At 62.6% G+C, this 22,562-nt stretch carries 21 protein-coding genes; 12 read left to right on the forward strand and 9 right to left on the reverse strand.

The annotated features are described in order from the left end of the window. The first annotated feature begins 93 nt into the window (after positions 1-93). On the forward strand, positions 94-924 hold the full coding sequence (locus tag DMY87_RS19090) for a hypothetical protein (protein WP_133253042.1): 831 nt from the start codon (positions 94-96) through the stop codon (positions 922-924). 287 nt (positions 925-1,211) lie between these two features. Here the strand turns inward: DMY87_RS19090 and DMY87_RS19095 are convergent, their stop codons facing one another. Further along, positions 1,212-1,496, reverse strand: coding sequence for a GIY-YIG nuclease family protein (locus DMY87_RS19095; RefSeq protein WP_110793226.1), 285 nt, complete (start codon positions 1,494-1,496; stop codon positions 1,212-1,214). Positions 1,497-2,918: 1,422 nt separating this feature from the next. Between DMY87_RS19095 and DMY87_RS19100 the strand changes: the two genes are divergently transcribed. Further along, a complete protein-coding gene (locus DMY87_RS19100; protein WP_110793227.1) occupies positions 2,919-3,230 on the forward strand; it encodes a DUF1883 domain-containing protein in 312 nt (103 codons plus the stop codon). Between the two features lie 45 nt (positions 3,231-3,275). On the opposite strand, the gene DMY87_RS19105 is transcribed toward DMY87_RS19100, so the two are convergent. The 5 genes from DMY87_RS19105 to DMY87_RS19125 all read right to left on the reverse strand — a co-directional run bounded on the left by DMY87_RS19105 (position 3,276) and on the right by DMY87_RS19125 (position 10,103). Next, positions 3,276-4,691, reverse strand: a complete 1,416-nt coding sequence (locus DMY87_RS19105; protein ID WP_165826341.1) for a flavin monoamine oxidase family protein — start codon at positions 4,689-4,691, stop codon at positions 3,276-3,278. Next, positions 4,681-6,174, reverse strand: a complete 1,494-nt coding sequence (locus DMY87_RS19110; protein ID WP_110793229.1) for a diguanylate cyclase domain-containing protein — start codon at positions 6,172-6,174, stop codon at positions 4,681-4,683. Before DMY87_RS19110 ends, DMY87_RS19105 begins: the two co-directional genes overlap by 11 nt. A gap of 82 nt (positions 6,175-6,256) precedes the next feature. Continuing rightward, entirely contained in the window at positions 6,257-7,567 is a 1,311-nt protein-coding gene (locus tag DMY87_RS19115) for a replication-associated recombination protein A (protein ID WP_110793230.1), read from the reverse strand. Next, a complete protein-coding gene (locus DMY87_RS19120; RefSeq protein WP_110793231.1) occupies positions 7,564-8,970 on the reverse strand; it encodes a DegQ family serine endoprotease in 1,407 nt (468 codons plus the stop codon). Before DMY87_RS19120 ends, DMY87_RS19115 begins: the two co-directional genes overlap by 4 nt. A 107-nt stretch (positions 8,971-9,077) precedes the next feature. Then, the gene (locus DMY87_RS19125) at positions 9,078-10,103 is read right to left on the reverse strand and encodes a serine hydrolase domain-containing protein (protein WP_110793232.1); all 1,026 of its coding nucleotides are present in this window, start codon (positions 10,101-10,103) and stop codon (positions 9,078-9,080) included. A gap of 151 nt (positions 10,104-10,254) precedes the next feature. On the opposite strand from DMY87_RS19125, the gene DMY87_RS19130 reads away from it, so the two are divergent. From DMY87_RS19130 to DMY87_RS19145, 3 genes are all read left to right on the forward strand, one after another. Then, complete coding sequence (locus tag DMY87_RS19130) at positions 10,255-10,623, forward strand: lysozyme inhibitor LprI family protein (protein ID WP_110793233.1); 369 nt, start codon at positions 10,255-10,257, stop codon at positions 10,621-10,623. Between the two features lie 471 nt (positions 10,624-11,094). Beyond that, entirely contained in the window at positions 11,095-11,391 is a 297-nt protein-coding gene (locus DMY87_RS19140) for a nucleotidyltransferase family protein (RefSeq protein WP_110793234.1), read from the forward strand. A gap of 41 nt (positions 11,392-11,432) precedes the next feature. After that, entirely contained in the window at positions 11,433-12,089 is a 657-nt protein-coding gene (locus DMY87_RS19145) for a glutathione S-transferase family protein (protein ID WP_245408977.1), read from the forward strand. 40 nt (positions 12,090-12,129) lie between these two features. Here the strand turns inward: DMY87_RS19145 and DMY87_RS19150 are convergent, their stop codons facing one another. Beyond that, a complete protein-coding gene (locus DMY87_RS19150) occupies positions 12,130-13,050 on the reverse strand; it encodes a LysR substrate-binding domain-containing protein (RefSeq protein WP_110793236.1) in 921 nt (306 codons plus the stop codon). Positions 13,051-13,173: 123 nt separating this feature from the next. On the opposite strand from DMY87_RS19150, the gene DMY87_RS19155 reads away from it, so the two are divergent. The 3 genes from DMY87_RS19155 to DMY87_RS19165 all read left to right on the forward strand — a co-directional run bounded on the left by DMY87_RS19155 (position 13,174) and on the right by DMY87_RS19165 (position 15,977). Further along, positions 13,174-14,304 (forward strand): TauD/TfdA family dioxygenase, encoded by a 1,131-nt coding sequence (locus DMY87_RS19155; protein ID WP_245408983.1) that lies wholly within the window; start codon positions 13,174-13,176, stop codon positions 14,302-14,304. Further along, positions 14,301-15,065: a class II aldolase/adducin family protein gene (locus tag DMY87_RS19160; RefSeq protein ID WP_110793238.1), complete on the forward strand. Its 765-nt coding sequence runs from the start codon at positions 14,301-14,303 to the stop codon at positions 15,063-15,065. Before DMY87_RS19155 ends, DMY87_RS19160 begins: the two co-directional genes overlap by 4 nt. A 126-nt stretch (positions 15,066-15,191) precedes the next feature. After that, the gene (locus DMY87_RS19165) at positions 15,192-15,977 is read left to right on the forward strand and encodes a carbon-nitrogen hydrolase family protein (protein WP_110793239.1); all 786 of its coding nucleotides are present in this window, start codon (positions 15,192-15,194) and stop codon (positions 15,975-15,977) included. Between the two features lie 21 nt (positions 15,978-15,998). Here the strand turns inward: DMY87_RS19165 and DMY87_RS19170 are convergent, their stop codons facing one another. Further along, positions 15,999-16,427, reverse strand: coding sequence for a VOC family protein (locus DMY87_RS19170; RefSeq protein WP_110793240.1), 429 nt, complete (start codon positions 16,425-16,427; stop codon positions 15,999-16,001). Between the two features lie 183 nt (positions 16,428-16,610). Further along, positions 16,611-18,446 (reverse strand): dihydroxy-acid dehydratase, encoded by a 1,836-nt coding sequence (gene ilvD, locus DMY87_RS19175; RefSeq protein WP_110793241.1) that lies wholly within the window; start codon positions 18,444-18,446, stop codon positions 16,611-16,613. Positions 18,447-18,680: 234 nt separating this feature from the next. Here ilvD and DMY87_RS19180 point away from each other — a divergent pair, with 234 nt between their 5' ends. The 4 genes from DMY87_RS19180 to DMY87_RS19195 all read left to right on the forward strand — a co-directional run bounded on the left by DMY87_RS19180 (position 18,681) and on the right by DMY87_RS19195 (position 22,542). Continuing rightward, positions 18,681-19,295 carry a thermonuclease family protein gene (locus DMY87_RS19180; RefSeq protein WP_165826343.1) on the forward strand — a complete coding sequence of 205 codons (615 nt, stop codon included), beginning with the start codon at positions 18,681-18,683 and terminating at the stop codon, positions 19,293-19,295. A 162-nt stretch (positions 19,296-19,457) separates the two neighbouring features. Then, on the forward strand, positions 19,458-20,420 hold the full coding sequence (gene msrP / locus DMY87_RS19185; RefSeq protein WP_110793243.1) for a protein-methionine-sulfoxide reductase catalytic subunit MsrP: 963 nt from the start codon (positions 19,458-19,460) through the stop codon (positions 20,418-20,420). After that, complete coding sequence (msrQ, locus tag DMY87_RS19190; protein ID WP_110793244.1) at positions 20,417-21,061, forward strand: protein-methionine-sulfoxide reductase heme-binding subunit MsrQ; 645 nt, start codon at positions 20,417-20,419, stop codon at positions 21,059-21,061. Before msrP ends, msrQ begins: the two co-directional genes overlap by 4 nt. A 128-nt stretch (positions 21,062-21,189) precedes the next feature. After that, a complete protein-coding gene (locus DMY87_RS19195) occupies positions 21,190-22,542 on the forward strand; it encodes a GGDEF domain-containing response regulator (protein ID WP_110793245.1) in 1,353 nt (450 codons plus the stop codon). The last annotated feature ends 20 nt before the right edge of the window (positions 22,543-22,562 follow it).

Genomic DNA, 22,562 nt, shown 5'->3' on the forward strand with positions numbered 1-22,562 from the left:
TTTTCACTCGCCTGAGATGAGGTAAACTAAGCCCCGCGTCGATTGAGTTCGGCGCGGGTTTTTTTTAATCCGAATACAGAAGATGATTCCCAGATGATCAAAGACGCAAAAAATCAAAGCCATTTAAGAATAAACTGGCTCGCTACGGCAGGAATTTTTACTGCTCTGTATTTGATAGTCTTGGTCGTTTTTTTGATACCCGAAACATCCCTATGCAGCGCTGGAGAAACCCTCACCCAACGACTTCTAGCTTGCCGAAGCTTAAACGAGTTGGGAGATTTCTTGGCTGGCGCATTTGCCCCGGTGGCATTCTTATGGCTCGTCGCTGCGGTTTTGATACAGGCACAAGAATTACGTGCGCAACGCGAAGAATTGGCGATGACGCGTCAGGAACTAGCCGACAGCAGAGAAGTTATGAGGGAACAAGCCGAGCAGGCGCGCAATCAAGCATTGCAAGCTCAGCGGCAAGCCGATTTCATTGGGGAGCAAACAGAAAATCTAAGAAGACAGAGCGAAGAAGCCCATCGAGAGCGACAGGATAGGGTTTTCGAGGAGATACTACACGCAACTCACAAGGAATCGTTATCTAATTTGAGTAACGCTGAACACCATGTACAGACTGAATCCGGCCTCAATTTGTCTCGCTTCCCTGATTTTCGAAGAAAAACTTATGACGAAGCATTTTTTGACATGGCCCAACACCTCGAAAATCTCCGACTATTGTTGCGCAGCATAAGCAAAACAGCGAGATGGCCACTAAACACAGAGCCACTGATAGAGCTATCAAATTCTATCAACATAGCGATTGCAATGGAGAGTAAGATTTCACCTGCTGGTCAGGTTAAGATGAACTCACTTGGACTAAAGCGTATCCATTCTTCAATTCGCGAAATAATTGAAATTGAGAGGACGTTTAAGAGTTAGCGACGTATTAAGCTCAAAGAAGCACACCTCCCCCCAAGCGGGGGAGGACGGAAAATCGAAGGGTTAGGCGAGCGCATGGGCTTGTGTCTGGATCCTCGGGTCAAGCCCGAGGATGACGGAGGGTGGGGATGCTGCTGGTATCCTCCTCTACCTTCGTCCTCGGGCGAGCCCTGAGGAGAATACCCTTCCCCTCCCCCCAAAGGTCGTTATCTTCGTCCTCGGGTTTAACCCGAGGATGACCCCAGAATCCAGACACAAGCCCTTCAACGGCAGCAAGCGGCACCGCCTCACATCAACTCGTAGTACAGATCCCGCCAATCAGGATTGAACCCCTCGATCAGCGCGATCTTCCACTGCCGATACCAGCGCTTCAGCGACTTCTCCCGCTGGATCGCCGTACGGATGCTGTCGTGCTCCTCATACCAGACCAGCTGCCGGCAGCCATACTTCGACGCGAAACCCGGCGTTTGGCATTCCCGATGCTCGTAGATCCGCCGCTCCAGATCGGATGTCACACCGATATAGAGCGTGCCGCGTTTGTGGTTGGTGACGATGTAAACATATCCCGCCATGCGTGCAATGTGCTTGTGACTGGATCCTCGGGTCAAGCCCGAGGATGACGACCTCTCGGGGAGATAAGGGTATCCTCCGCAGACGTTATCCGGTGAAGACAGTAGAGGAGGATACCAGTCGCTCCCCCTCACACTCCGTCATCCTCGGGCTTGACCCGAGGATCCAAACACAAGCCTTCCGAGGCCAGACGGTCACGCCAGACAGCCCCATTTCCCAAAAAAGGGGGATGAATTCCAAACATTTCCCAACAAAATCAAACCCCGACACATTTTTTCATCCCCGCCCATTTTTCCTCTCGTAGACTCAGAGCTGTCCCGCCCTCGGATACACCTGACGATGCGATGTCAGGCGAGGCGGGGCCGGCGCCGGGGTGGCGTGCTCTCGCAGGCACAAATCCCCGGCCCGCTGCCACGGTCTCCCTCCGGNCTCGCAGGCACAAATCCCCGGCCCGCTGCCACGGTCTCCCTCCGGACGAAGGGCTTGACGAGGGTGATGGGGTCGGATGCGTCCCAAAACCTGGATACCCTGATCGGAAGGACGTGCCTCAGAGGCACACAGACAAGGCGCCCGCGCTGTCGCGAACACCCAGACAGCGGGGCGTAACAAACGGCGGGGATGGACGCCTAAGCCGCAAATGGCCAGACGATCATCCCCCGGGCGAGGGTCCCGGTCGGATTGGTGCACCATCCGGCGGGAACCTCCCGGGCCACCGGCCAGGCTGAAGCAGAACACTCTTCGGAGCAGACTGCCGCAGCCGGACCCGCGCCCGGTCGAACGTTGGGACTCACGTTTCAACGCCCGTCGCCGCCTTGCCAGAGAGACGCATGCAGCGGGAATAGACGCCGAACGAGGCGCCGGAAGGAGCCACATATTTACTTAGACAGGTTGCTTCTGGCGCCTCGTCCGAGACAAGCATGCCCATCCCCGGAGGGAGATGATCCCGACCGGCGGCGAAGCATGAGAGGCTCTATCTCCCTCCTTGCGGGGGAGAAAGCGAAATCGAGGAATTGGCCCGCTCAGGGCCAAACCTCAGATTTCGCAAGAGGGGGGCTCGGTAAGCTGAGCGCCAACGGAACGCTGCCCCTCTCTTGGAAAATCAGAAGTTTAGGCGGCTTGCGCTCGCCTAAGCCTTCGATTTTCCGTTCTCCCCCGCAAGGGGGAGATAAGCCGGGCTTGCCCGGCCTCGAAGGACGAGGCCACCAGCGCAGGATGCTTCGAGGCCCGCGCTTCACGCGGGCACCTCAGCATGAGGGGGCGGGTCACAAGCGCGGGGAACCCACCCCCACCTTTCATTCCCGTGAATGCCGCGTCCCAAAAAAGTCCGCCCTGCCCGGCCCCGACGCGCCGACCGGCCAACGCTTCCTTAACGGCCTTGCGGTAATTTATGATACATTAAAAGACTGGACGGAGACCCGAGCGAAATGTCCAAACCGACCTTCCGCTTCACCCATTACGACCTCAAGGAACAGCGCGCCGGAACGATCATCGAGGTGACGCTGTCGGCCGTGAACAATGTGCGGCTGATGACGCCGACGAATTTCCAGCGCTTCAAGGAAACGCTGGATTTCAAGTTCCTGGGCGGCGTGGCGAAGAAATCGCCGCTCAACATCGTCATCCCGGAAAGCGGCCACTGGCACCTGATCGTCGACATGGAAGGCCATCACGGGCTGGCGGAATCGAAGGTCAAGATGATCGCGGCACCGGCCGTGCAGCCGAAACAACGGGCGTCCTGAGCCGGGCCGGCCCGCCCCTTGCCTTTGCCGGTCACCCCTTATCGATCAGCCCTTGCCCGCCACCAGCACCGCGTCGGCCGCCCGTTCGCCGCTGATGAAGGCGCCATGCACCGTGCCGAAATAGTCGGCGCTGGTGTGTTCGCCCGCCAGGAAGAGGCGCGGCCCGGCCGGCAAGGCCAGCACCTGGTGATCTGAAGGTGCCGCCCCGACCGCCGGGAAGGAATAGGTGCCGAGCGCAAAGGGATCGGCGGACCAGACATGGCGGGCCATTGCCTTCGGGGCGACAGCCTTGTCGCCGAACATGTCGCGCAGCACCGCCGTGATATCCGCCCGAAGCGCGGCGTCGTCCATGGCGTCGACGGTTTCGGCATAGTCGCCGCTTGCGACCATGGTCAGAACGGCGGCGCCGTGGATCGGCACAAGGTTCAGCATGTCGGCAAACCGGCCGCGCCTGTCCCCGGCAAAACCCAGGAAATGCGGCGCCTCCGGCCAGAAGGCCTGGTCGAAGGCGACCGAGACCTTGGCAAGCCGGCCGAAACCGATGGTCGCGATCGCCCGGCGATGCGGCTCGGGCAGCGGCGGATCGAAGACGACGCTCCCCGCCTTCAAGACGCCGAGCGGCACGGTGACGATGCAGTGGTCGGCGCTGAGTGTGCCCGTGACGGTGTCGACGGTGACGCCGCCAGCGGAATGCCGGATGCGGCGGACGGGCTCGTTGAGCCGGATGTCGAGGCCTTCGGCCAGCGCTTTCGGCAGCGTGTCATAACCTTCGCGCAGCACGGCGTCCGGCCCGTCGAAGATCTCGCCGGCGTCGAAATGCAGCGCCGAGATCTGCGCCAGCGGCGCGCCGAGGTCGCCCTCATAGGTATCGGTGAGTGCCCAGTTGCCGATCGGCTCCTGCAGAAGTGCCGGATCGAGCACGGCGATCACCTCTTCCAGCGAGCGCTTGCGATCGCCATCGGCCTCCTCGGCCGCCTTGTCGGCGATCCGGTTGAGGTCGTCGAAAATGTCGTCGGTCTCGAATTCCTCCGGTTCCACGCCACCAGGCTGGAACAGCTGCCATTGCTCCGGATCGACGAAAAAGGGCGTGGCGCCGGTCTGGCTTGCAAGCTCGGCTGCCGGATTGTCGTTGAAACCGTGGATGAAATTGGCGCCGTTCTCGACGGGTACGCCCAGGCTGCGGTCGGTGAAGATGCGCCCGCCGATCCGGTCGCGGGCCTCAAGGACGATCACCTCGGCACCGGCCTCGGTCAGCGTCGCGGCGGCGGAAAGGCCGGCCATGCCGGCACCAACCACAATCACCTTCAACCCCTTGCCGGCATCTGCAGCCGCCTGAGCCTGCCCTTTGCCGGGCGTCGGCCGCGATGGCGCCGCCAGCGCATGGCGGGCAAGCGGCAGCGTCGAGAGGCCCGAGCCGGCAAGCAGGAACAGCAGGCGGCGGCGAAGCCGATCAGGCCGCATCGACGGCTGCTCCCACGTTCGGAGCCTCGAGATCTTCGGCGAAGAAGACCCGGCCGCGGCCCGTTTCCTTCGAGGCATAGAGCGCGCGGTCGGCCATGGACATGATGACGCGTGCCGAAGCGCCGTTTTCGGGCGCCGTTGCAATGCCGAGGCTGATGCCGACATCGACGACCGCGCCCGTCGACAAGGTGATGGGATCGGAGACCGAGGCGATGATGCGTCTGGCGAGTGCTGCAAGCCGCGCCCTGTCGCGCGCAGCGGTGAGCAGGATGAGGAATTCGTCGCCGCCCACCCGGCCGACGAGACCGGTTTCGCCGACGGCGTCCTTCAGGCGTTCGGCGACCGTGCGGATCACCTCGTCACCGGCGGCGTGGCCGTGGCTGTCATTGACCAGCTTGAAACGATCGAGGTCGCTGGCGATCACGGCGAACGGTGCCTGGGCGAGCCGGTCAGCCGCATCGTTCAGCGCCTTTTCGAAGAAGAGCCGGTTGGCGAGACCCGACAGCGCGTCGCGGTGGGCGAGATCGCGGTTGCGGCGCTCGCTGTCCTCGAGCCGGATCGACAGACGGCTGATATAACGGCCGAGCACGAAGCTTGCGGCCAGCAGCAGCCCGCACAGCAGCACGACGGCCGGCACGACGACTGGCCAGATCTCGGCACCGGGGCGGTAGAGGTCCCAGTTGAAACTGCCCAGGGGTTGGCCGTCGACACTCTTGATCTTCAGGAGACCATCGCCGTTGCGCGCGAATTTCAGGTCGGCATATTCCAGCTGGCCGTTGAGATCGCCGACGAATTCCGCGTTGATCGGCCGCGCCGAGATGAGGATGACCGGATCGCCTTCCGGCAGGGCCACCTCCCCGTCATCGGGCACGATCGCCATGGCGGTGGTGAGCATGACCTCGCCGTCGATCTCGGCATAACCGAAGGCCGCGACCTGGTGAATTTCCGAGGCCGGCACCGGCTTCTGGCCGTAGCCGCCCTCGATCGTGATGCGATGCGCATGATGCCGTTCGATGGCGAGATCGGCGATGGCCTTCAGATCATCTTTGGCGTCGAGATCGCGGGCCGTCAGGTCCACATCGTCCTGCCAGGCCGACATCAGCAGCCGGCCGCCCGGGCCGACCAGAAAACTGCGCTCGTGGCCGAAATCATACCAGAGCGAAGAGACAAACTCCTCGACCACGTAGGACGGCCTGAACTTCAGGGTGATATACTTGACCGAGCGGTCCCAGCGCGCGAGCCCGAGCTGGTCGCGGGCAAGCAGGCCGTGGCGGTCGCGCAGGACGTTTTCCAGCAGCACCAGCTGCTTGTCGACGGCAATCTCGTCGGCCTTGCGCGAAGCGATATAGCCGATGAAGAGCAGCGACAGGGCCGAGAGCGTGATCAGGACGAAGGCGAAAAGCCGCACCAGCGCCGGCAGGCCAAAACCTCCGGGCGCACCGCCATCCGACTGAAACTGTGAAACTGAACCGCTCTGCGCCATGCTTCCTCCCTTGCTCGCGGGAAAGAGTACGGCAGAGCGCTTAAAACCGACTTAAGCCGACATGACGATGCGCAAGCCAGCCTTAGCCGCCGCGCTCGCGGCGCAGCTTCGCCCACCAGTCGAGGCGTTTCTTGATCTCGCGCTCGAAGCCCCGCTCCGGCGGATCGTAGAAGGTTTTCCGGCCCATCTTTTCCGGAAAATAATCCTGGCCGGAAAAGGCATCCGGTTCGTCGTGGTCGTAGCGATAGCCCTCGTTGTACCCCTCCGCCTTCATCAGCTTGGTCGGGGCATTGAGGATGTGCTTGGGCGGCAGAAGCGAGCCGTGTTCCTTGGCCGCGCGCATCGCGGCCTTGTAGGCGACATAGACGCCGTTCGACTTCGGGGCGGTCGCGAGATAGACGCAGGCCTGGGCGAGCGCCAGTTCACCCTCCGGTGAGCCCAGATAATCGTAAGCGTCCTTGGCGGCATTGCAGACGACAAGCGCCTGCGGGTCGGCAAGTCCGATATCCTCCACCGCCATACGCACCAGGCGACGGCCAAGATAGAGGGGATCCTCGCCGGCGTCGAACATCCGGCAGAGATAGTAGAGCGCCGCATCCGGGTCGGAGCCGCGCACGGCCTTGTGCAGCGCCGAGATCAGATTGTAGTGGCCGTCCTGGCCCTTGTCGTAGACAGGTGCGCGGCGCTGGACGATCTTGCCGAGGCCCTCGGTGTCGAAGACCTCGCCGGGACGGGCGGCGCGCCAGACTTCTTCCGCCAAAGTCAGTGAGGCGCGGCCATCGCCATCGGCCATGCGGATGAGGGTTGCCCGCGCATCGGCATCGAGCGGCAGCGGCTTGCCTTCCGTTTCCTCGGCGCGCTTCAGCAGCGTCTCGATGCTTTCGGCATCATGCGGCTTGAAGGTCAACACCCGCGCCCGGGACAGAAGAGCGGCGTTCAGTTCGAAGCTCGGATTTTCGGTGGTGGCGCCCACGAGGATGACGGTGCCATCCTCCATGACCGGCAAAAAGCTGTCCTGCTGGGCGCGGTTGAAACGGTGGATCTCGTCGACGAAGAGCAGCGTCTGGCGGCCTTCCATACGGCGGAGCCGCGCACTTTCGAAGACTTTTTTCAGGTCAGCGACACCAGAAAAGATCGCCGAGATCTGCTCAAAGGCGAGCCCCGCCTCGCCCGACAGAAGCCGGGCTACGGTGGTCTTGCCGGTGCCCGGCGGTCCCCAGAAGATCATCGAGCCGAGCGAACCCGACGCGATCATCCGGGCGAGCACGCCGTCCTCGCCGGTCAGGTGTTCCTGACCGGTGACTTCGGCGAGGTTTTTCGGCCGCAGGCGATCGGCGAGCGGCCGGCGCTCAGCCATTTCCTTCGACATCTGCGGCGCGAAAAGATCACTCATCGAAAGATCTGCCGGATGCGCTGGCCATCCCGTTCGATCTCGACGCGCCAGAAGCCCGGATCGCTTTCGGCGACCTTCTGCAGGTCTTCGACCGAGGCGATATCCTCGCCATTGACCGCAATGACGATATCACGCGGCTGGAAGCCGAGACGGGCAGCCGGCGAGCCGCGCACGACTTCGGTGACGACGACGCCAGTCACCTCGGAGGCCATCTTGAGTTCATAGGCGAGGCGCGGCGACAGATTGCCGGCGCGCATGCCAGCAAAGGGGCTGCGGCCTTCGATCAGCTGGATGTCGCGCGGACGGGTTTCGGGCGCTGCGGCGAGCGTGAGTTCGATCTTTTCCTCGCGGCCATCCTCCTGCACCGTGAGTTCAGCCGTCTTGCCGAGACCTGCGGTGGTCAGGCGGTAGCCGAGGGCGTCGGGATGTTCGACCTGGATGCCGTTGACGGCGGTCACGACCTGGCCCGGCTTCAGGCCTGCCTTGGCGGCCGGACCATCCTCGGCAATGCGCACGACGAGCGCGCCGCGCACCGTTTTCAGGCCGAGCGCTTCGGCAACATCCGACGTGACCGGCTCGAAACTCGCGCCGACATAGGGCTTCTCGAAGCTTGCATCGCCACGATCGGCGGCATCGAGGAAGACGCGCACGAGATTGGCGGGAATGGCAAAGCCGACCCCGTTCGAGCCGCCGCCGCGCGAAAAGATCGCCGTGTTGATGCCGATCAGTTCGCCCTTCGTGTTGACCAGCGCGCCGCCGGAATTGCCGGGATTGATCGCGGCATCGGTCTGGATGAAGAAGCCGAAATCGCCTTCCGTCACCTGATTGCGGGCAAGTGCGGAGACGATGCCCGAAGTGACCGTCTGGCCGACGCCGAAGGGATTGCCGATGGCGAGCACGAGGTCGCCCACTTCCGTCGAATCGGAGTTTCCGATCGGCAGGGTCGGCATCGTTTCAGGCGCATCGAACTTCAGAACGGCGAGATCGAGGCGGTCATCCTTCAACACCACTTTGACCGGATATTCGCGGCCATCGGCGAGCGCCACCTTGATGTCGTCGGCGCCGTCGATGACGTGGTTGTTCGTCACGACCGTGCCGTTCGCCTCGACGATGACGCCGGAGCCGAGCGAGGATTGTTTTTCGGTGCGGTTCGGCATGCGTTGGCCGAAGAACTGTTCGAAGAAGGGATCGCCGGCAAAGAGGCTGGAGCGGCTCTGGACGATGCGTTCGGCATAGACATTGACCACGGCGCCGCGCGTCTGCTTGACCAGCGGGGCGAAAGACATCTGCATGTCGAGCTGGCTCTGCGGCACGACCTTGTCCTCAGCCATCACGGGCGGGGCCAGAGGCAGAAGCAAAGCGGCGATCACGGCGATGGGTTTCAGGCGGTCGAAGTGCGGCATGCGAAGATCCTTCAGACGATCAGGAATGTTCTAGACCCGGTTCCTGCGTCCTGAAATAGGCAGAACCAAGGAAGCGTGATCGCAGATGGGGATAACGCCTGTCCGGCTCAAGTCCTGACGGTCTCGATGATGCCGGTCATCAGTGTGTGCAACGCGTCACGGTAGCCGGTGCGGGCGGACGGGGCGGCCTCGTTGGAGGTCATGGCGACGGTGAGGCCGAGGCTCGGGGTGATGTAGAGCATCTGGCCGCCATAACCCCAGGCATAGTTGACCTGCTCGCCGGCCATCTCCTTGAGGAACCAGGCATAGCCGTAACCGTCGCCGTTGAAGACGGAATTGGTGCGGCGGATCCAGCTTTCGCGGATCCAGGCTTCGGAGACCAGACGGGTGCCATCTTCAGTGACGCCGCCCCGGCGATAGAGTTCGCCGAAGGCGTGCAGCGAACGCGGCGTCATGGCCATCTGGTTGCCGCCGAGATAATAGCCTTGCGGATCGCGGTCCCAGGCGCCGATGCGGAAACCCTTGAGCGGGCCGAGCCAGTCCCGCGCCAGTGCCAGGGTCGGCTTGCCCGAGACCTTGGTGAGGATCACCGAGAGCAGATGGGTAGAGGCCGTTGAATAGAGCATGCCACCGCCCGGCTCATCGATGAAATCGGCGGCGAGCGCAAAGCGCGTCCAGTTGCGGCTGGCGACCCAGCGGCCGTAATTCGGCCCAGACATGCGGTCGAGGCCTGCGCGCATCGAAAGCAGATGGCCGATGGTGATCTGCGACAGGCGCGGATCGGGATTGTTGGGGAATTCGGAGCGCAGCACGGTTTCGATCTTCTGGTCGACGCCATCGAGCAGGCCCTTGTCGATGGCGATGCCGACCAGCGCCGAGACCACGCATTTCGACGCCGACTTGATGTTGGTCGAACCATCAAGCGAACTGTTGCCATAGGCGCGTTCGCCGAGCGTTTCACCGTTGCGGGTGATGAAGACGGTTTCCAGTGTGTCGAGCCGCCCTGCCTCCTCGAGCAAACGGGCGATACGTTGGCGGGTTGTGTCATCCGCCTGGCCAGGCTGGGCGAAGCTTCTGTTCACTGCGAGGGCCGGCAGCGTCGCCAGAGCTGCGAGAAGTGTTCTTCTGTTCATCCGGTGCAATTTAGGAAAGGCAGGCGCTGGATCAAAGCGTGTGTGGCCCGCCTCACCGCATCGTGAGACCCTGCCATGCGCGCAGCGCACGGAACGGGGAAAGCGCTTTGAGCGTTCTGATCCCGTTGCCAAAACCAAACGAGGTCACACCATGTCCGATCCCCATGCAGCCGCGACCCGCGCCATCCTCTTTGCGCTGCTGGCAGGCCCCATGCTGGCGGGCGCCCTGCCGGCAAAGGCGGCGAGCTTCGACTGCCAGAAGCCGGACCTGGCCGCAGACGAGACCGCGATCTGCCAGACGCTGTCGCTGAACGACATGGACGTGAAGATGGTGACGACGTTCGACCTTCTGTCCGGTCTTCTCGCCATGGGCGCACGCGGCGAATTGCAGGACCAGCAGATCGAGTGGCTGACGAAGCGCGGCGAATGCAAGGGCGACGTCGCCTGCCTGACGGCCGCTTATACGGCGCGGATGGCACAGCTGGCTACGGTGTATGAGGGCGTGCAGCGGCCGAAGTGACGGGCACGGGTTCCCGCTGAGGTGATCATGGCCACCTCAAAAGGCCCCCGCTTCGCCAGCTCCACCGTTCAAGACCATCTTGGCCGATCATCGATGTCGGTGCCCCGATCCCACACGAGGGAAGGGTTCGCGGATGATATCAACTAGCTTAAAGATCGGCATAGGCTCGACGGTCCGCTTCGCCGTCCCATTCGGAGAAGGTTGCGAATGGGTCTCTTGACGGAGGTTCCGACACCGCACGTGACAACAGGACCCGCCATCAGCCTCGATCGCATAGGCGATCACGTCGCCCTCCTTCAATCGGAGGGCCGCCCGAACCGCTTGGGGAATCGTGGTCTGCGCCTTGCTGCTCAGCTTGCTGGTGATCATGATGGTACCTCTCCCAAACAGGTATGGAATTTCATAATTTCAGCCAAGATGATGCAAAGCATCCAAAGTGACTGGCCTCATGCGGTGTGCTAACATCCTCGCATGAAACAGGTCGAAGCCCTATCGCAGCTCAAGCGGCTTGCCCCAACGGTCCGGGCCATGGGGGCAACCGCACTGTTTGTTTTCGGTTCGACGGCCCGCGACGAAGCGAAACCAACAAGTGATCTGGACCTGTTTATTGATCATGATCCAGCCCAGAAGTTTTCCCTGATTGAGCTTATCGGCATCCAGCAGTTTCTGGAGCAGGAGCTTTCGATGGCTATTGACCTCACGACACGCAATAGCCTGCATCCCTTGCTCCGGGCCGATGTCGAGCGGACTGCGCTTCGGGTGTTTTGACTGCATCACACACATCCGAATTGGATGCATGAGGAGCGATGGTGACGGAGCCTGCAAGCAGAAAATCACCCCAACTCTACGGCGCCGATTACAGCGTTTACGTGCGGATCGCGCGCCTTGCCCTTCTGGAAAAAGGCGTTGCCTATGATCTCGTGCCGGTCGACATCTTTGCCGAAGACGGGATTCCAGCAGCGCATCGGCAGAGGCATCCTTTCGGAAAAATCCCGGCCTTCGAACACGGCGATTTCCATCTCTACGAGACCGGCGCCATCACCCGCTATGTCGACGAGGCCTTTGACGGGCCGGCGCTCCAGCCTGCCGATGCGAAAACGCGCGCCAGGATGAACCAGATCATCAGCATTGCTGATGGCTATGTGTATCCGCAGATGGTCTGGGGGCTGTATGTGGAATGCATCGAAAAGCCGAAGCGGGGGGAAACTCCGGATGAAGGGCGCGTGGAGACAGCGCGCGGCGTTGCCCGGATCACGCTCGGCGTGCTCGCCGGCTTTCTTTCCGAGCAGCAGTGGATGTGTGGCGACACACTCACGCTGGCGGATCTTCATCTGGCGCCGATGATCGCCTATGCGCTGGAGGTGCCGGAGCTGCGCCAGATGTTTGCGGAGTACGGCAATCTCGGCGATTGGTGGCAGATGGTGACAGCGCTGGAGAGTTTTCAGGAAACGCAGCCTTCTTCGTAATCGGCGCCGTCGATATTGCGCTATTTTCCTATTTGCCTAATTACGCACCCTGCTCCACCCCGTCATGGGCTTCTTCCGCCCGCTCCCCCAGCCAGGCCACAAACGCTTTGACCGCCGGGCGTTTCGCGGCCGCTGGCGCGACCGTGGCAAAGTAGGCGGTGCCGAGGTCGAGGGCGCCATCGGGCCAGGGTTTGAGGCTGCCGTCGGCGACGAGGGTGTCGGTGATCGAGCGCCAGCCAAGCATCAGGCCGCGGCCGTCCAGCGCCGCCTGCACGGCCTGGACGTAGTTGTCGAAGATGTGGGAGGGGCCGCGCGGCTTGGGCAGGTCGCGTCGGCTAAGATAATCGGTCCAGCCTTCCCAGTGGCGCGCCTCGACGGTGCGGACATGAATGAGCGGGGCGGCGTCGAGCCCCTCTCCTTTCGCCAGCAGGCTCTCGACCAGCGCCGGACGGCCGACGGGGCAGACGGTCTCGTCGAAGAGGCGGAGCGTCGTGCCATCAGTCCAGGTGCCGCGACCGTAGCGCAAGACAAGATCAGTGCCGGGCCACATCTGCGGGAGGTCGGTGGGCGGCACCTGGACATTGACGAAGAAGCCCGGATGGAGGGCGTAGAAGTCGCTCAGACGCGGCATCAGCCAGTGGGTGGCCAGCCCCATGGTGCAGGCGACGGTGAGGCGCTGGTCTTCGAGGCCGGCGCTGGTGCGGATTTCCTCGATCGTGTCGGCGATCAGGTCGAGGCCGTCGCGGGTGGCGCGGGCGAGCTCAAGGCCGGGTTCGGTGAGCCGTACCGGCCGGGTCGAGCGATCGATCAGAACGGCGCCGACATGCTCTTCCAGGGCCTTCAGGGCTTGCGTCACGGCGGGCTGGGTGACGTTCAAGGCGGTCGCTGCCTCGCGCATCGAGCCGAGGCGGGCGACGGCCTCGAAGGTGGTCAGAAGACGTAAGGGCGGAAGACGGCTCAACTTAACCTCCAGCTTAACTCAGCATAAGCATAATCGCTCTGGCCTCGCCTGTTAAGTCGGATGATGATCGTCAAATCCGATCCGCTCTATCGCTGCCCCAGCTTAAGGAAATTCGCTGTGAATATGCATGTTGCCGCAGGCGCCGTGACCCTGGCCGAAAAAGGGCTGAACCTGCCGCTCTCCGAGGGAAAGCAGGCCTATTTCAATTATTACTGGCTGCGCGACAATTGTCCCTCCTCCTTCGACAGCACGACGCGCGAACGCAGCTTCGACATCTTCCACCTCTCTGCTGCTCCGCGCGCTGCCAGTGCCGAGATCGAAGACGGGACGCTTGTCATCCGCTGGGCGGGCGAGAACCATGTGTCGCGCTTTCCGCTGTCGCTGCTTGAACTCTACACCGAAGGCAAACATCGGCCTGACCCCGCCGACCTGCCGCGCAAGGCCTGGTTCAGCGACCACTATCCAAACATTCCCCGCTTCTCGCAGCCGGAGCTGATGCGCGATCCGAAGAAGGTTGCAGAATGGCTGGAGGCGATGATCGTCGAGGGGCTGACGATCGTCACCGACATGCCCGACAGCAACGAGGGGCTGACAGAGACCGTCAAGCTGATGGGCCATGTGCGGCCGACCTTCTTCGGCGAATATTTTGATGTGAAGACGCATATCAACCCGACCAATACGGCCTATACGGCCAAGGCGCTGGAGCTGCATACCGACACGCCGGCCGAGGAGCATGCGCCGGGCATCCAGTTCCTGCATTGCCGGGCCAATACCGTCGAAGGCGGCATGAGCATCTATTCGGACGGCGTGGCGGTGGCGAATGCCTTCCGCGAGATCGACCCTGATGGCTTCAAGCTCTTGTCGGAGATCGACATTCCGTTCTTCTGCGAACACGACACCTACGACATGCGCTCGCGGCAGCGGGTGATCGAGCTCGACAAACACGGCGAGGTCTCTGGCCTGACGATCAGCCAGCATATGGCTGACATGTTCGACCTGCCGCAGACCGTGCTCGACGATTATTATCCGGCCTTCTGCCGCTTCGGCAAAATGCTGCAGGACGACAGGTTCATGATGCGCTTCCTGATGAAGGCGGGGGAGTGCATGGTGTTCGACAACCACCGCATCGTGCATGGGCGTTTGGCCTATTCGGCGACCAGCGGCGATCGCTATCTGCGCGGCTGTTATGCCGATCGGGAGGAGATGCGCTCGACCTATCGCGCGCTGACGACGGAAGGACGGTTCAAGGCATGAATATCGCGGCTTCCGGAAACGATATGCTCGACGATGCAGCGCTGACTGCGCTGCGTCAGGATCTTGCTGCTGCCTTCCGGCTTTGCCATCGCTTCGGCTGGAGCGAGTCGGTCGGCAATCATTTCAGTGCTGCCGTCTCTGCAAATGGGCGGAAATTTCTGCTCAATCCGCGCTGGCAGCATTTTGCCACGGTCAAGGCGAGCGATCTGCTGCTGCTCGATGCCGATGATCCCGTTGTGATGAACAGGCCCAATGCGCCCGATCCATCGGCCTGGACGGTGCATGGCACGCTGCACCGGATGTTGCCGGAGGCGCGCGTGATCCTGCATTGCCATTCGCCCTATGCGGTGGCGCTCTCCTGCCTGAAAGACCCGACGCTTCTGCCGCTCGACAACAACACGGCGCGCTTCTTCGGGCGGATCGGCTATGACCTCGACTTTGGCGGGATTGCGGACGCGGCGGAAGAAGGCGAGCGGCTGGCGGAGATGATCCGGGGCAAGGCGGTGCTGGTCATGGGCAATCACGGGGTTTCGGTTGCTGGTGAAACCGTGGCGGATGCCTTCGAGGACCTGTATTTCTTCGAGAAGGCGGCGCAGACGATGGTGCTGGCGCTTTCGACCGGCAAGCCGCTGGCGGTGCTGTCGGACGAGATCGCGCAGGGGACCTCGGATGGTTGGATTCCGTATCGCGGCATGGCGGAGAAGCATTTTGCGTATTTGAAGTCGTGCCTCGACAAGGAGGATCCGACGTACCGGGATTGAGATCCAGACGGCAGCGGATGCCTCCCTCGCGTTTGCTTTCGTGACGGATGGTCGACACGCATTGCGCGAACACCACGCCGCCCCTATCTGTTTCGGGTCACGAAAACGGGTGGAGGAGCAGCATCCATGAGGGCCGAACGGATCAAGGTGGCGCTGGCACAGGTGCTGCCGGGCGCGGATATCGAGGTTCTCTTCGCACAGGCGGCAGCGGAAAGCGCAGATGTCATCGTCTTTCCGGAAATGTTCTCGAATGGATATGGCCGGTATGAAACGACGCCGTCCGGCCGCGCGGCGTGGATCGAGGCGGCAGAGGCGATCGACGGCGCCTTTGTCGAACGGTTTCGCCAGGCGGCGCTTCGTCACCGGATCGCCACTGTCGTGACCCTGCTGGAGCGGGGTGAAGAAAAGCCGTTCAACACAGCCCTTCTCATCGACCGGCAGGGCCAGACGGTGTTGCGGCAGCGCAAGCGGCACATCTGCTTTTTCGACAATCCGGAAGATGCCTGCGCTGCCGGGGAGCGGTCGGACGTGACCGAACTCGTCACCGCGCATGGCTCGGTCACCGTCGGGCTGATGATCTGCATGGACCGGGAGTTTCCCGATGTCGCCACGGACCTGATGCGGGCGGGCGCCGAGATCATTCTGGTTCCCAACAGTTGCGCGCTGGTCGACGATGCCGAAATCGGAGATGTGCGGCTGGCCGGCATTCGTGCCACGGCCTACCAGACTGTGACCTGCATGGCGGTGGCGAACTATCCTGAGCCGAAAGATGACGGGCATTCGGTGGCTGTCGATGAACTGGGCCACGTCGTTTCCATCGGGCCGACAGAAGCCGGCTTGGTGTTCGCCGCGTTCGATCTGACCAGAGTGCGCGAGACACAGAAGCAGGAGTGGTTCCGGCGGAAACGCTGAACATTTATCCAAATGCACGTGTCAGCCGCGTCCATCCGGATATTCGGCGGGGCCCTTGATCTCGATCGTGTTGCCGAAAGGGTCCTTTACGTAGAAGGAATGGCCCATGCCGCGGGCGCCGCCGTGCATGGCTTCGCGGTCGATGGTGACTTTGTGGCGGGCAAGATGGGCGCGCAACTCGTCGTGGTCGAAGGGGCCTGTGGCGATGCAGATGTGATCGACGTTACGGCCGCCTGCGACCGGTGGGGCGGCTTTGTGGCCGCCGGGATGGGTGATGTCCCAGAGAACGATCAAGGCCGCGCCGCACCAGACCTGCTCCATGCCGAGCGCCGGATAGGTGTAGCCCGGGCGGCAGCCCAGAACCTCGTGATAGAAGCGAAGTGCCTTTTCCATGTCGTCGACGATGAAGACGACGTGGTCGATGCCGACGAGGCTGAAGGGGACGGTCATGGCGGCTCCAGATGTGCGGGACATTCAGGTTTGGGCGACCGTTCGGGCCGGTTGCCCGCCTTACCGTCTGTCTTGGCAGCGAGGTCTTGACCGCGTCGTCTTCGCTGCACCTGGATGGCCGCTTTCCAAGGGCAGGCAGTGTGAGGAGGCGGCGGACCGCCTCCTGGTCGTTCAGGTCATGCCTTATTCCGGCAGAATGCGAACGGCGCCCTTGTCGGCCGAGGCGGCAAAGGCGGCATAGGCCTTGAGCGCGGTCGTAACGTTGCGCTTGCGCTTTTCGGCAGGCTGCCAGCCCTTGGCGTCCTGCTCGGCGCGGCGGCGCTCCAGTTCGGCCGGGTCGATGGCGAGGTTGATCGTGCGGTTCGGGATGTCGATCTCGATCAGGTCGCCTTCCTGGACGAGGCCGATCGCGCCGCCCTGGGCTGCTTCCGGCGAGGCGTGGCCGATGGAGAGGCCGGAGGTGCCGCCGGAGAAGCGGCCGTCGGTGATCAGCGCGCAGGCCTTGCCGAGGCCCTTCGACTTCAGATAGCTCGTCGGATAGAGCATTTCCTGCATGCCGGGGCCGCCCTTGGGGCCTTCGTAACGGATGACGACGACGTCGCCGGCCTTGATCTCGTTGGACAGGATCGCCTTGACCGAGGCGTCCTGGCTTTCGAAGACGCGGGCCGGGCCGGAGAATTTGAGGATGGATTCATCCACACCGGCCGTCTTCACGATACAGCCGTCGAGCGCGATGTTGCCGTAGAGCACGGCCAGACCGCCATCCTTGGAGAAGGGCTTTTCGACCGAGCGGATGACACCCTTGTCCGAGTCGGTGTCCAGTTCATCCCAGCGCGAGGACTGCGAGAAGGCGACCTGGGTCGGCACGCCGCCGGGGGCGGCCTTGAAGAAGGTGCGGACTGTCTCGGAATTGGTGCGGGTGATGTCCCAGCGGTTGATGGCGTCGCCGAGCGTCGGGGCGTGCACGGTCTTGCAATCGGTGTTGAGCAGGCCGCCGCGTTCGAGTTCGCCGAGGATGCGCATGATGCCGCCGGCGCGGTGCACGTCTTCCATGTGCACGTCCTGCTTGGCGGGAGCAACCTTGGAGAGGCAGGGCACGCGGCGCGACAGGCGGTCGATGTCGTCCATGGTGAAATCGACGCCGCCTTCATACGCGGCTGCGAGGATGTGCAGAACCGTGTTGGTCGAGCCGCCCATGGCGATATCGAGCGCCATGGCGTTCTCGAAGGCTTCCTTCGTTGCGATCGAGCGCGGCAGGACGCTGTCGTCGTCCTGTTCGTAATAACGGCGGGCGAGGTCGACGATCAGGTGGCCGGCCTCGACGAAGAGGCGCTTGCGGTCGGAATGGGTGGCGAGCGTCGAGCCGTTGCCGGGCAGCGAGAGACCCAGCGCTTCGGTCAGGCAGTTCATCGAATTGGCGGTGAACATGCCCGAGCAGGAACCGCAGGTCGGACAGGCCGAGCGTTCGATGGTGTTGACGTCCTCGTCGGAAATCTTGTCGTCCGCCGCGGCAACCATGGCGTCGACGAGGTCAAGCGCAACCGTCTTGCCATGCATGACGACCTTGCCGGCCTCCATCGGGCCACCGGAGACGAAGACGGCGGGGATGTTCAGGCGCATGGCGGCCGAGAGCATGCCGGGGGTGATCTTGTCGCAGTTCGAAATGCAGACCATGGCATCGGCGCAGTGGGCGTTGACCATGTATTCGACCGAGTCGGAGATGATCTCGCGCGACGGCAGCGAATAGAGCATGCCGTCATGGCCCATGGCGATGCCGTCATCGACCGCGATGGTGTTGAATTCCTTCGCCACGCCGCCGGCGGCCTCAATCTCACGAGCGACGAGCTGGCCGAGATCCTTCAGGTGGACGTGGCCGGGCACGAACTGGGTAAACGAGTTGACGACCGCGATGATCGGCTTGCCGAAATCGCCGTCCTTCATGCCGGTGGCGCGCCAGAGGCCGCGCGCGCCCGCCATGTTGCGGCCGTGGGTGGTGGTTCTCGAACGATAGACGGGCATGGGTGTTACCTCAATGTCGGTTCTGGCCCGCAGGCAAACGCCCAATGGCGCTCGGCGCGCGGTGCCCTTTTTGGAAAGGATCTAAGCCAAGGTGGCGATCCTGTCACTAGCAGCTTCCCTGAAATCGGTACGGTTTCCGGCTCTGGACCCGCACGACAATTCGCATTTGAGTGATCGCGTTAAGCCCGGGGCAAGACGTCTCTCCTAATCTTTGACGGCGAAGGAGGCGTCATGATGACCCGGAAACCCGCCCGCGTGCTGTTGCTGAAGGATGCCCGGCAGAAGCTGGCCGGACCATCGCCCGCGCCCCGCCCCCAGAGGCGCCTGATCGACTTCATTCCCCTGCGGCTGACCGCCGTTTCGCTGCTCGGCGTGGTGGCGATCTACCTCGGCGTGTTGCCCAGCCCCGATCTGGCGCCGTCCAAATTGATGGTTGACGCCAGCGGCCTGATCGACCGCTCGACCACCGGCTCCGTCTCGCCCGATGCAGAGCCGATCCGTGCCAAGTTCTCGATCTGCGCCTCGGCCACACGGATCAACTGCGTCGTCGACGGGGACACGTTCTGGTATGGAGGGGTGAAATACCGGATTTCGGACATCAACACGCCGGAAATCAGCCAGCCGGCCTGCGAGCGGGAACGGCAACTTGCGCGCCAGGCGCAGGTGGCGCTCTTGCAGACGCTGAACGGCCGCGGACTGACGCTCGAGCAGCAGGAATGGCGGGATACCGACAAGTATGGGCGAAAGCTGCGCGTCGTGATGCAGGACGGACACTCGATCGGCGACGCATTGATCGCGCGGGGTCTGGCGCATCGCTGGGAAGGCCACAAGCTCAACTGGTGCGGCTGACGGCTGTCGCTCGACACCCGGATTTCTTACAGGCCGCGCGGCGCCCCACGCTACACGAAATTGTTCCCGCTCGACTTCTTTTCCCCGGCATGAAACTCTGTTTTCCTGCCGCTCGTCTCCTATGTCATATCGAAGGCATACCGGAGCTTCACGAGGTCGATCATGTCCCGCTACCGTCCTACCCGCATCGCCGAAAGCGCCATCACACCGAAGTCGCTGTATCTGCGACGCCGAGAATTCATTGGCGCCGCCGCCGGAGGGCTTGCGGCTGCCGGCCTGCCCTCGATTGCGGGCGCCGCCCAACTGACCATGCCCCTGGCTGCCAAACCCAGCGCCTACAAGGTCGATGACAAGCTGACCTCCAAGGAGGATGTGACCAGCTACAACAACTTCTACGAATTCGGGACCGGCAAGGAAGATCCGGCGCGCAACTCCGGCTCGCTCAACACCCGCCCGTGGACGATCGAAGTCGGCGGCATGGTCAACAAGCCGCAGGTGATCGACATCGAGACGATCCTGAAAGAATTCCCGATGGAAGAGCGCGTCTACCGGATGCGCTGCGTCGAGGCCTGGTCGATGGTGATCCCGTGGATCGGTTTCCCGATTTCGGCGCTGCTCGACCGGGTGGAACCCTTGGGTTCGGCAAAATACGTCGCCTTCGAAACGCTTGTTCGCCCTGAGGAAATGCAGGGACAGGCCGGTCTCTTCCAGGCGCTGGAATGGCCCTATGTCGAGGGCCTCAGGCTCGATGAAGCGCGCCATCCGCTGGCGATCCTGGCGACCGGGCTCTATGGTGAGACGCTGCCGAACCAGAACGGCGCACCGATCCGGCTCGTCGTTCCCTGGAAATACGGCTTCAAGGGCATCAAGTCGATCGTCAAGATCACGCTGACCGACAAGGAGCCGCCGTCAACCTGGAACAAGCTGCAGTCGTCCGAATACGGCTTCTATGCCAACGTCAATCCGGCCGTCGACCATCCGCGCTGGAGCCAGGCAACCGAGCGGCGGATCGGCGAGGCCGACGGGCTGTTCGGCGGTGCGCGCATCGATACGCTGCCGTTCAACGGCTATGCCGACGAGGTCGCCGGCCTCTATGCCGGCATGGACCTGACGAAGTTCTACTGATGACCGCGCTTTCGCTGCCTGCCCTTCCCGCCCGCTACAAGCCGGCCTCGATCTGGGTGCTTTACGTCGTCGGCCTCCTGCCGGGGTTCTATGCCTTCTATCTCGGCATCTTCGGCGGGCTTGGCGCGGACCCGGTTCGTGCCTTCGAGCATCTTCTGGGGCTCTGGGCGCTCCGGTTTCTCTGTCTCGGGCTTGCCGTCACGCCGCTGCGCGATCTCTTCGGCATTAACCTCATTGCCTACCGGCGCGCGCTGGGGCTGATCGCCTTCTATTACGTGCTGGCGCATTTCACCGTCTATCTGACGCTCGATCGCGGATTGATCTTCTCGTCGATTGCCGGCGATATCCTGAAGCGGCCCTATATCATGTTCGGCATGGCGGGGCTGTTGATGCTGATCCCGCTCGCCCTGACCTCCAACCAGGCCTCGATCCGGCGGCTGGGGCCGACATGGAACAAGCTGCACAAGCTTGTGTATCCGGTGCTGATCGTCGCCGTGCTGCACTATGCCCTGTCGCTGAAGGTGATCTCGGCGGAGCCGGCCTTCTACATCACGGTCGCGGTCGTGTTGCTCGGCTATCGCCTCATTCGACCCCGGATCATGGCGCGCCGTCGGGCGAAGCGCGCGATGGCAAGGCCCTGACGGAGCGATTGTCGCTTTAAGAACAATTCGTCGCCTCAAAGTGTCAATTGTGGCGGATGATTATTCAGATCGCATTAATACATCGGGCCCTAAGTTGCGGTGTGATCGTCAGGAGGACGGCCCGAGACATGAAGCCCCACGCGGAATTTTCAGGACGTGACAGCGCTACCTTCGGCTGGGCTTGCCACGCTCAATCCGTGCGCGGGGCGCAGAAGTCGAACAGCATTCTGCTGATCGAGGATTCCCTGGCCGTTGCCAACCTCATCATGTCCCGGCTCGCGGCGGTCTCGAGCGCAACGATCGTCCATTGCACAAACCTTGCCGAGGCCCGTCGCGCCTTCACGGCCGAGCGGTTCGCCTTCGCCATCACCGGGCTCAACCTGCCGGACGGCGGTGGCGAGGACATTCTCGGCGTGCTCGACGATGCCGACCTTACGGCCATCGTCTTCACCGCCCGTCATGACGCGCAGGCGCAGGCGCGCTATGCGCAGATGCAACTGCTCGACTACTGCGTCAAGGACGAAAACAATTCCATCGGCCGGGTGGTGCAGACGGCGGTGCGGGTGCTTGGCAATGCGGATGTGAAAGTGCTCGTGGTCGATGACCAGAACAGCGCGCGCCAGAGCTTGGTCGACCTGCTGACACGGCACAATTTCGATGTGCGGGAGGCGCGATCCGGGGCCGAGGCGCTGACGATCCTTGCGGAGGAAAAGGATGTCGAGCTGCTGATCACCGACTACAATATGCCCGACATGGACGGCTATACGCTGGTGCAGCATGTGCGCCAGAGTTCCGCCTATACCCAGCTCAGGATCATCGGCGTGACATCGTCCAGCGATCGCCGCGTCAGCTCGCTTTTTCTCAAGGCGGGTGCCAATGACTTCATCTACCGGCCGCTGCTGGCGGAAGAATTCCAATGTCGCATCGACAGCAATGTTGACACGATCAAGCTGATCAAGCGCCTGCGCTATTTTGCCGAGCGGGACCAGCTGACCAATCTGCCCAACCGTCGCTACTTCTTCGAGGTGGTGGCGGAGATGATGCGCGAGGATCAGGCGATGGGCGTGGACAGCGCGGTTGCCCTGCTCGACATCGACTTCTTCAAGAAGGTCAACGACACCTATGGCCATGAGGCGGGTGACGATACGCTGCGTCGCGTCGCCGGTTGCGTCCAGGAGGCGGTCGAGGGCACGCCACACATGGCGGCCCGCCTCGGCGGCGAGGAATTCGCCTTCTATCTGCGGGGTCTGACCGACCAGTCGGCGCACGACTTCTGCGAGGCTGTTCGCATCGCGATCGAGGAGATGACGATCGAGCTGCGCAACGGCACCGAAATTTCCGTCACGACCTCATTCGGCCTTGCCAATGTGCAGGCCCGGGAGCCGCTGGACAACCAGCTGAATGCCGCCGACCAATTTCTCTATATGGCCAAGGCCAATGGGCGAAACCAGGTGTTTTCGGAAATGTCGCTGATGGCGTGAGGGCGGTTGGCTGCCCCGTC

This window comes from Peteryoungia wuzhouensis, assembly GCF_003205195.1.
GTDB lineage: Bacteria > Pseudomonadota > Alphaproteobacteria > Rhizobiales > Rhizobiaceae > Allorhizobium > Allorhizobium wuzhouense.

Excerpts from the sequence above, each read along its gene's own strand:
- ilvD (WP_110793241.1), bottom strand. The coding sequence starts at position 18,446 with ATGCCCGTCTATCGTTCGAGAACCACCACCCACGGCCGCAACATGGCG.
- DMY87_RS19090 (WP_133253042.1), top strand. The coding sequence starts at position 94 with ATGATCAAAGACGCAAAAAATCAAAGCCATTTAAGAATAAACTGGCTC.
- DMY87_RS19110 (WP_110793229.1), bottom strand. The coding sequence starts at position 6,174 with ATGGCGCAGAGCGGTTCAGTTTCACAGTTTCAGTCGGATGGCGGTGCG.
- DMY87_RS19125 (WP_110793232.1), bottom strand. The coding sequence starts at position 10,103 with ATGAACAGAAGAACACTTCTCGCAGCTCTGGCGACGCTGCCGGCCCTC.
- DMY87_RS19115 (WP_110793230.1), bottom strand. The coding sequence starts at position 7,567 with ATGAGTGATCTTTTCGCGCCGCAGATGTCGAAGGAAATGGCTGAGCGC.
- DMY87_RS19100 (WP_110793227.1), top strand. The coding sequence starts at position 2,919 with ATGTCCAAACCGACCTTCCGCTTCACCCATTACGACCTCAAGGAACAG.
- DMY87_RS19120 (WP_110793231.1), bottom strand. The coding sequence starts at position 8,970 with ATGCCGCACTTCGACCGCCTGAAACCCATCGCCGTGATCGCCGCTTTG.
- DMY87_RS19195 (WP_110793245.1), top strand. The coding sequence starts at position 21,190 with ATGAAGCCCCACGCGGAATTTTCAGGACGTGACAGCGCTACCTTCGGC.
- DMY87_RS19105 (WP_165826341.1), bottom strand. The coding sequence starts at position 4,691 with ATGCGGCCTGATCGGCTTCGCCGCCGCCTGCTGTTCCTGCTTGCCGGC.
- DMY87_RS19160 (WP_110793238.1), top strand. The coding sequence starts at position 14,301 with ATGAATATCGCGGCTTCCGGAAACGATATGCTCGACGATGCAGCGCTG.
- DMY87_RS19165 (WP_110793239.1), top strand. The coding sequence starts at position 15,192 with ATGAGGGCCGAACGGATCAAGGTGGCGCTGGCACAGGTGCTGCCGGGC.
- DMY87_RS19180 (WP_165826343.1), top strand. The coding sequence starts at position 18,681 with ATGACCCGGAAACCCGCCCGCGTGCTGTTGCTGAAGGATGCCCGGCAG.
- DMY87_RS19155 (WP_245408983.1), top strand. The coding sequence starts at position 13,174 with ATGCATGTTGCCGCAGGCGCCGTGACCCTGGCCGAAAAAGGGCTGAAC.
- DMY87_RS19140 (WP_110793234.1), top strand. The coding sequence starts at position 11,095 with ATGAAACAGGTCGAAGCCCTATCGCAGCTCAAGCGGCTTGCCCCAACG.
- msrP (WP_110793243.1), top strand. The coding sequence starts at position 19,458 with ATGTCCCGCTACCGTCCTACCCGCATCGCCGAAAGCGCCATCACACCG.
- DMY87_RS19130 (WP_110793233.1), top strand. The coding sequence starts at position 10,255 with ATGTCCGATCCCCATGCAGCCGCGACCCGCGCCATCCTCTTTGCGCTG.
- DMY87_RS19095 (WP_110793226.1), bottom strand. The coding sequence starts at position 1,496 with ATGGCGGGATATGTTTACATCGTCACCAACCACAAACGCGGCACGCTC.
- DMY87_RS19170 (WP_110793240.1), bottom strand. The coding sequence starts at position 16,427 with ATGACCGTCCCCTTCAGCCTCGTCGGCATCGACCACGTCGTCTTCATC.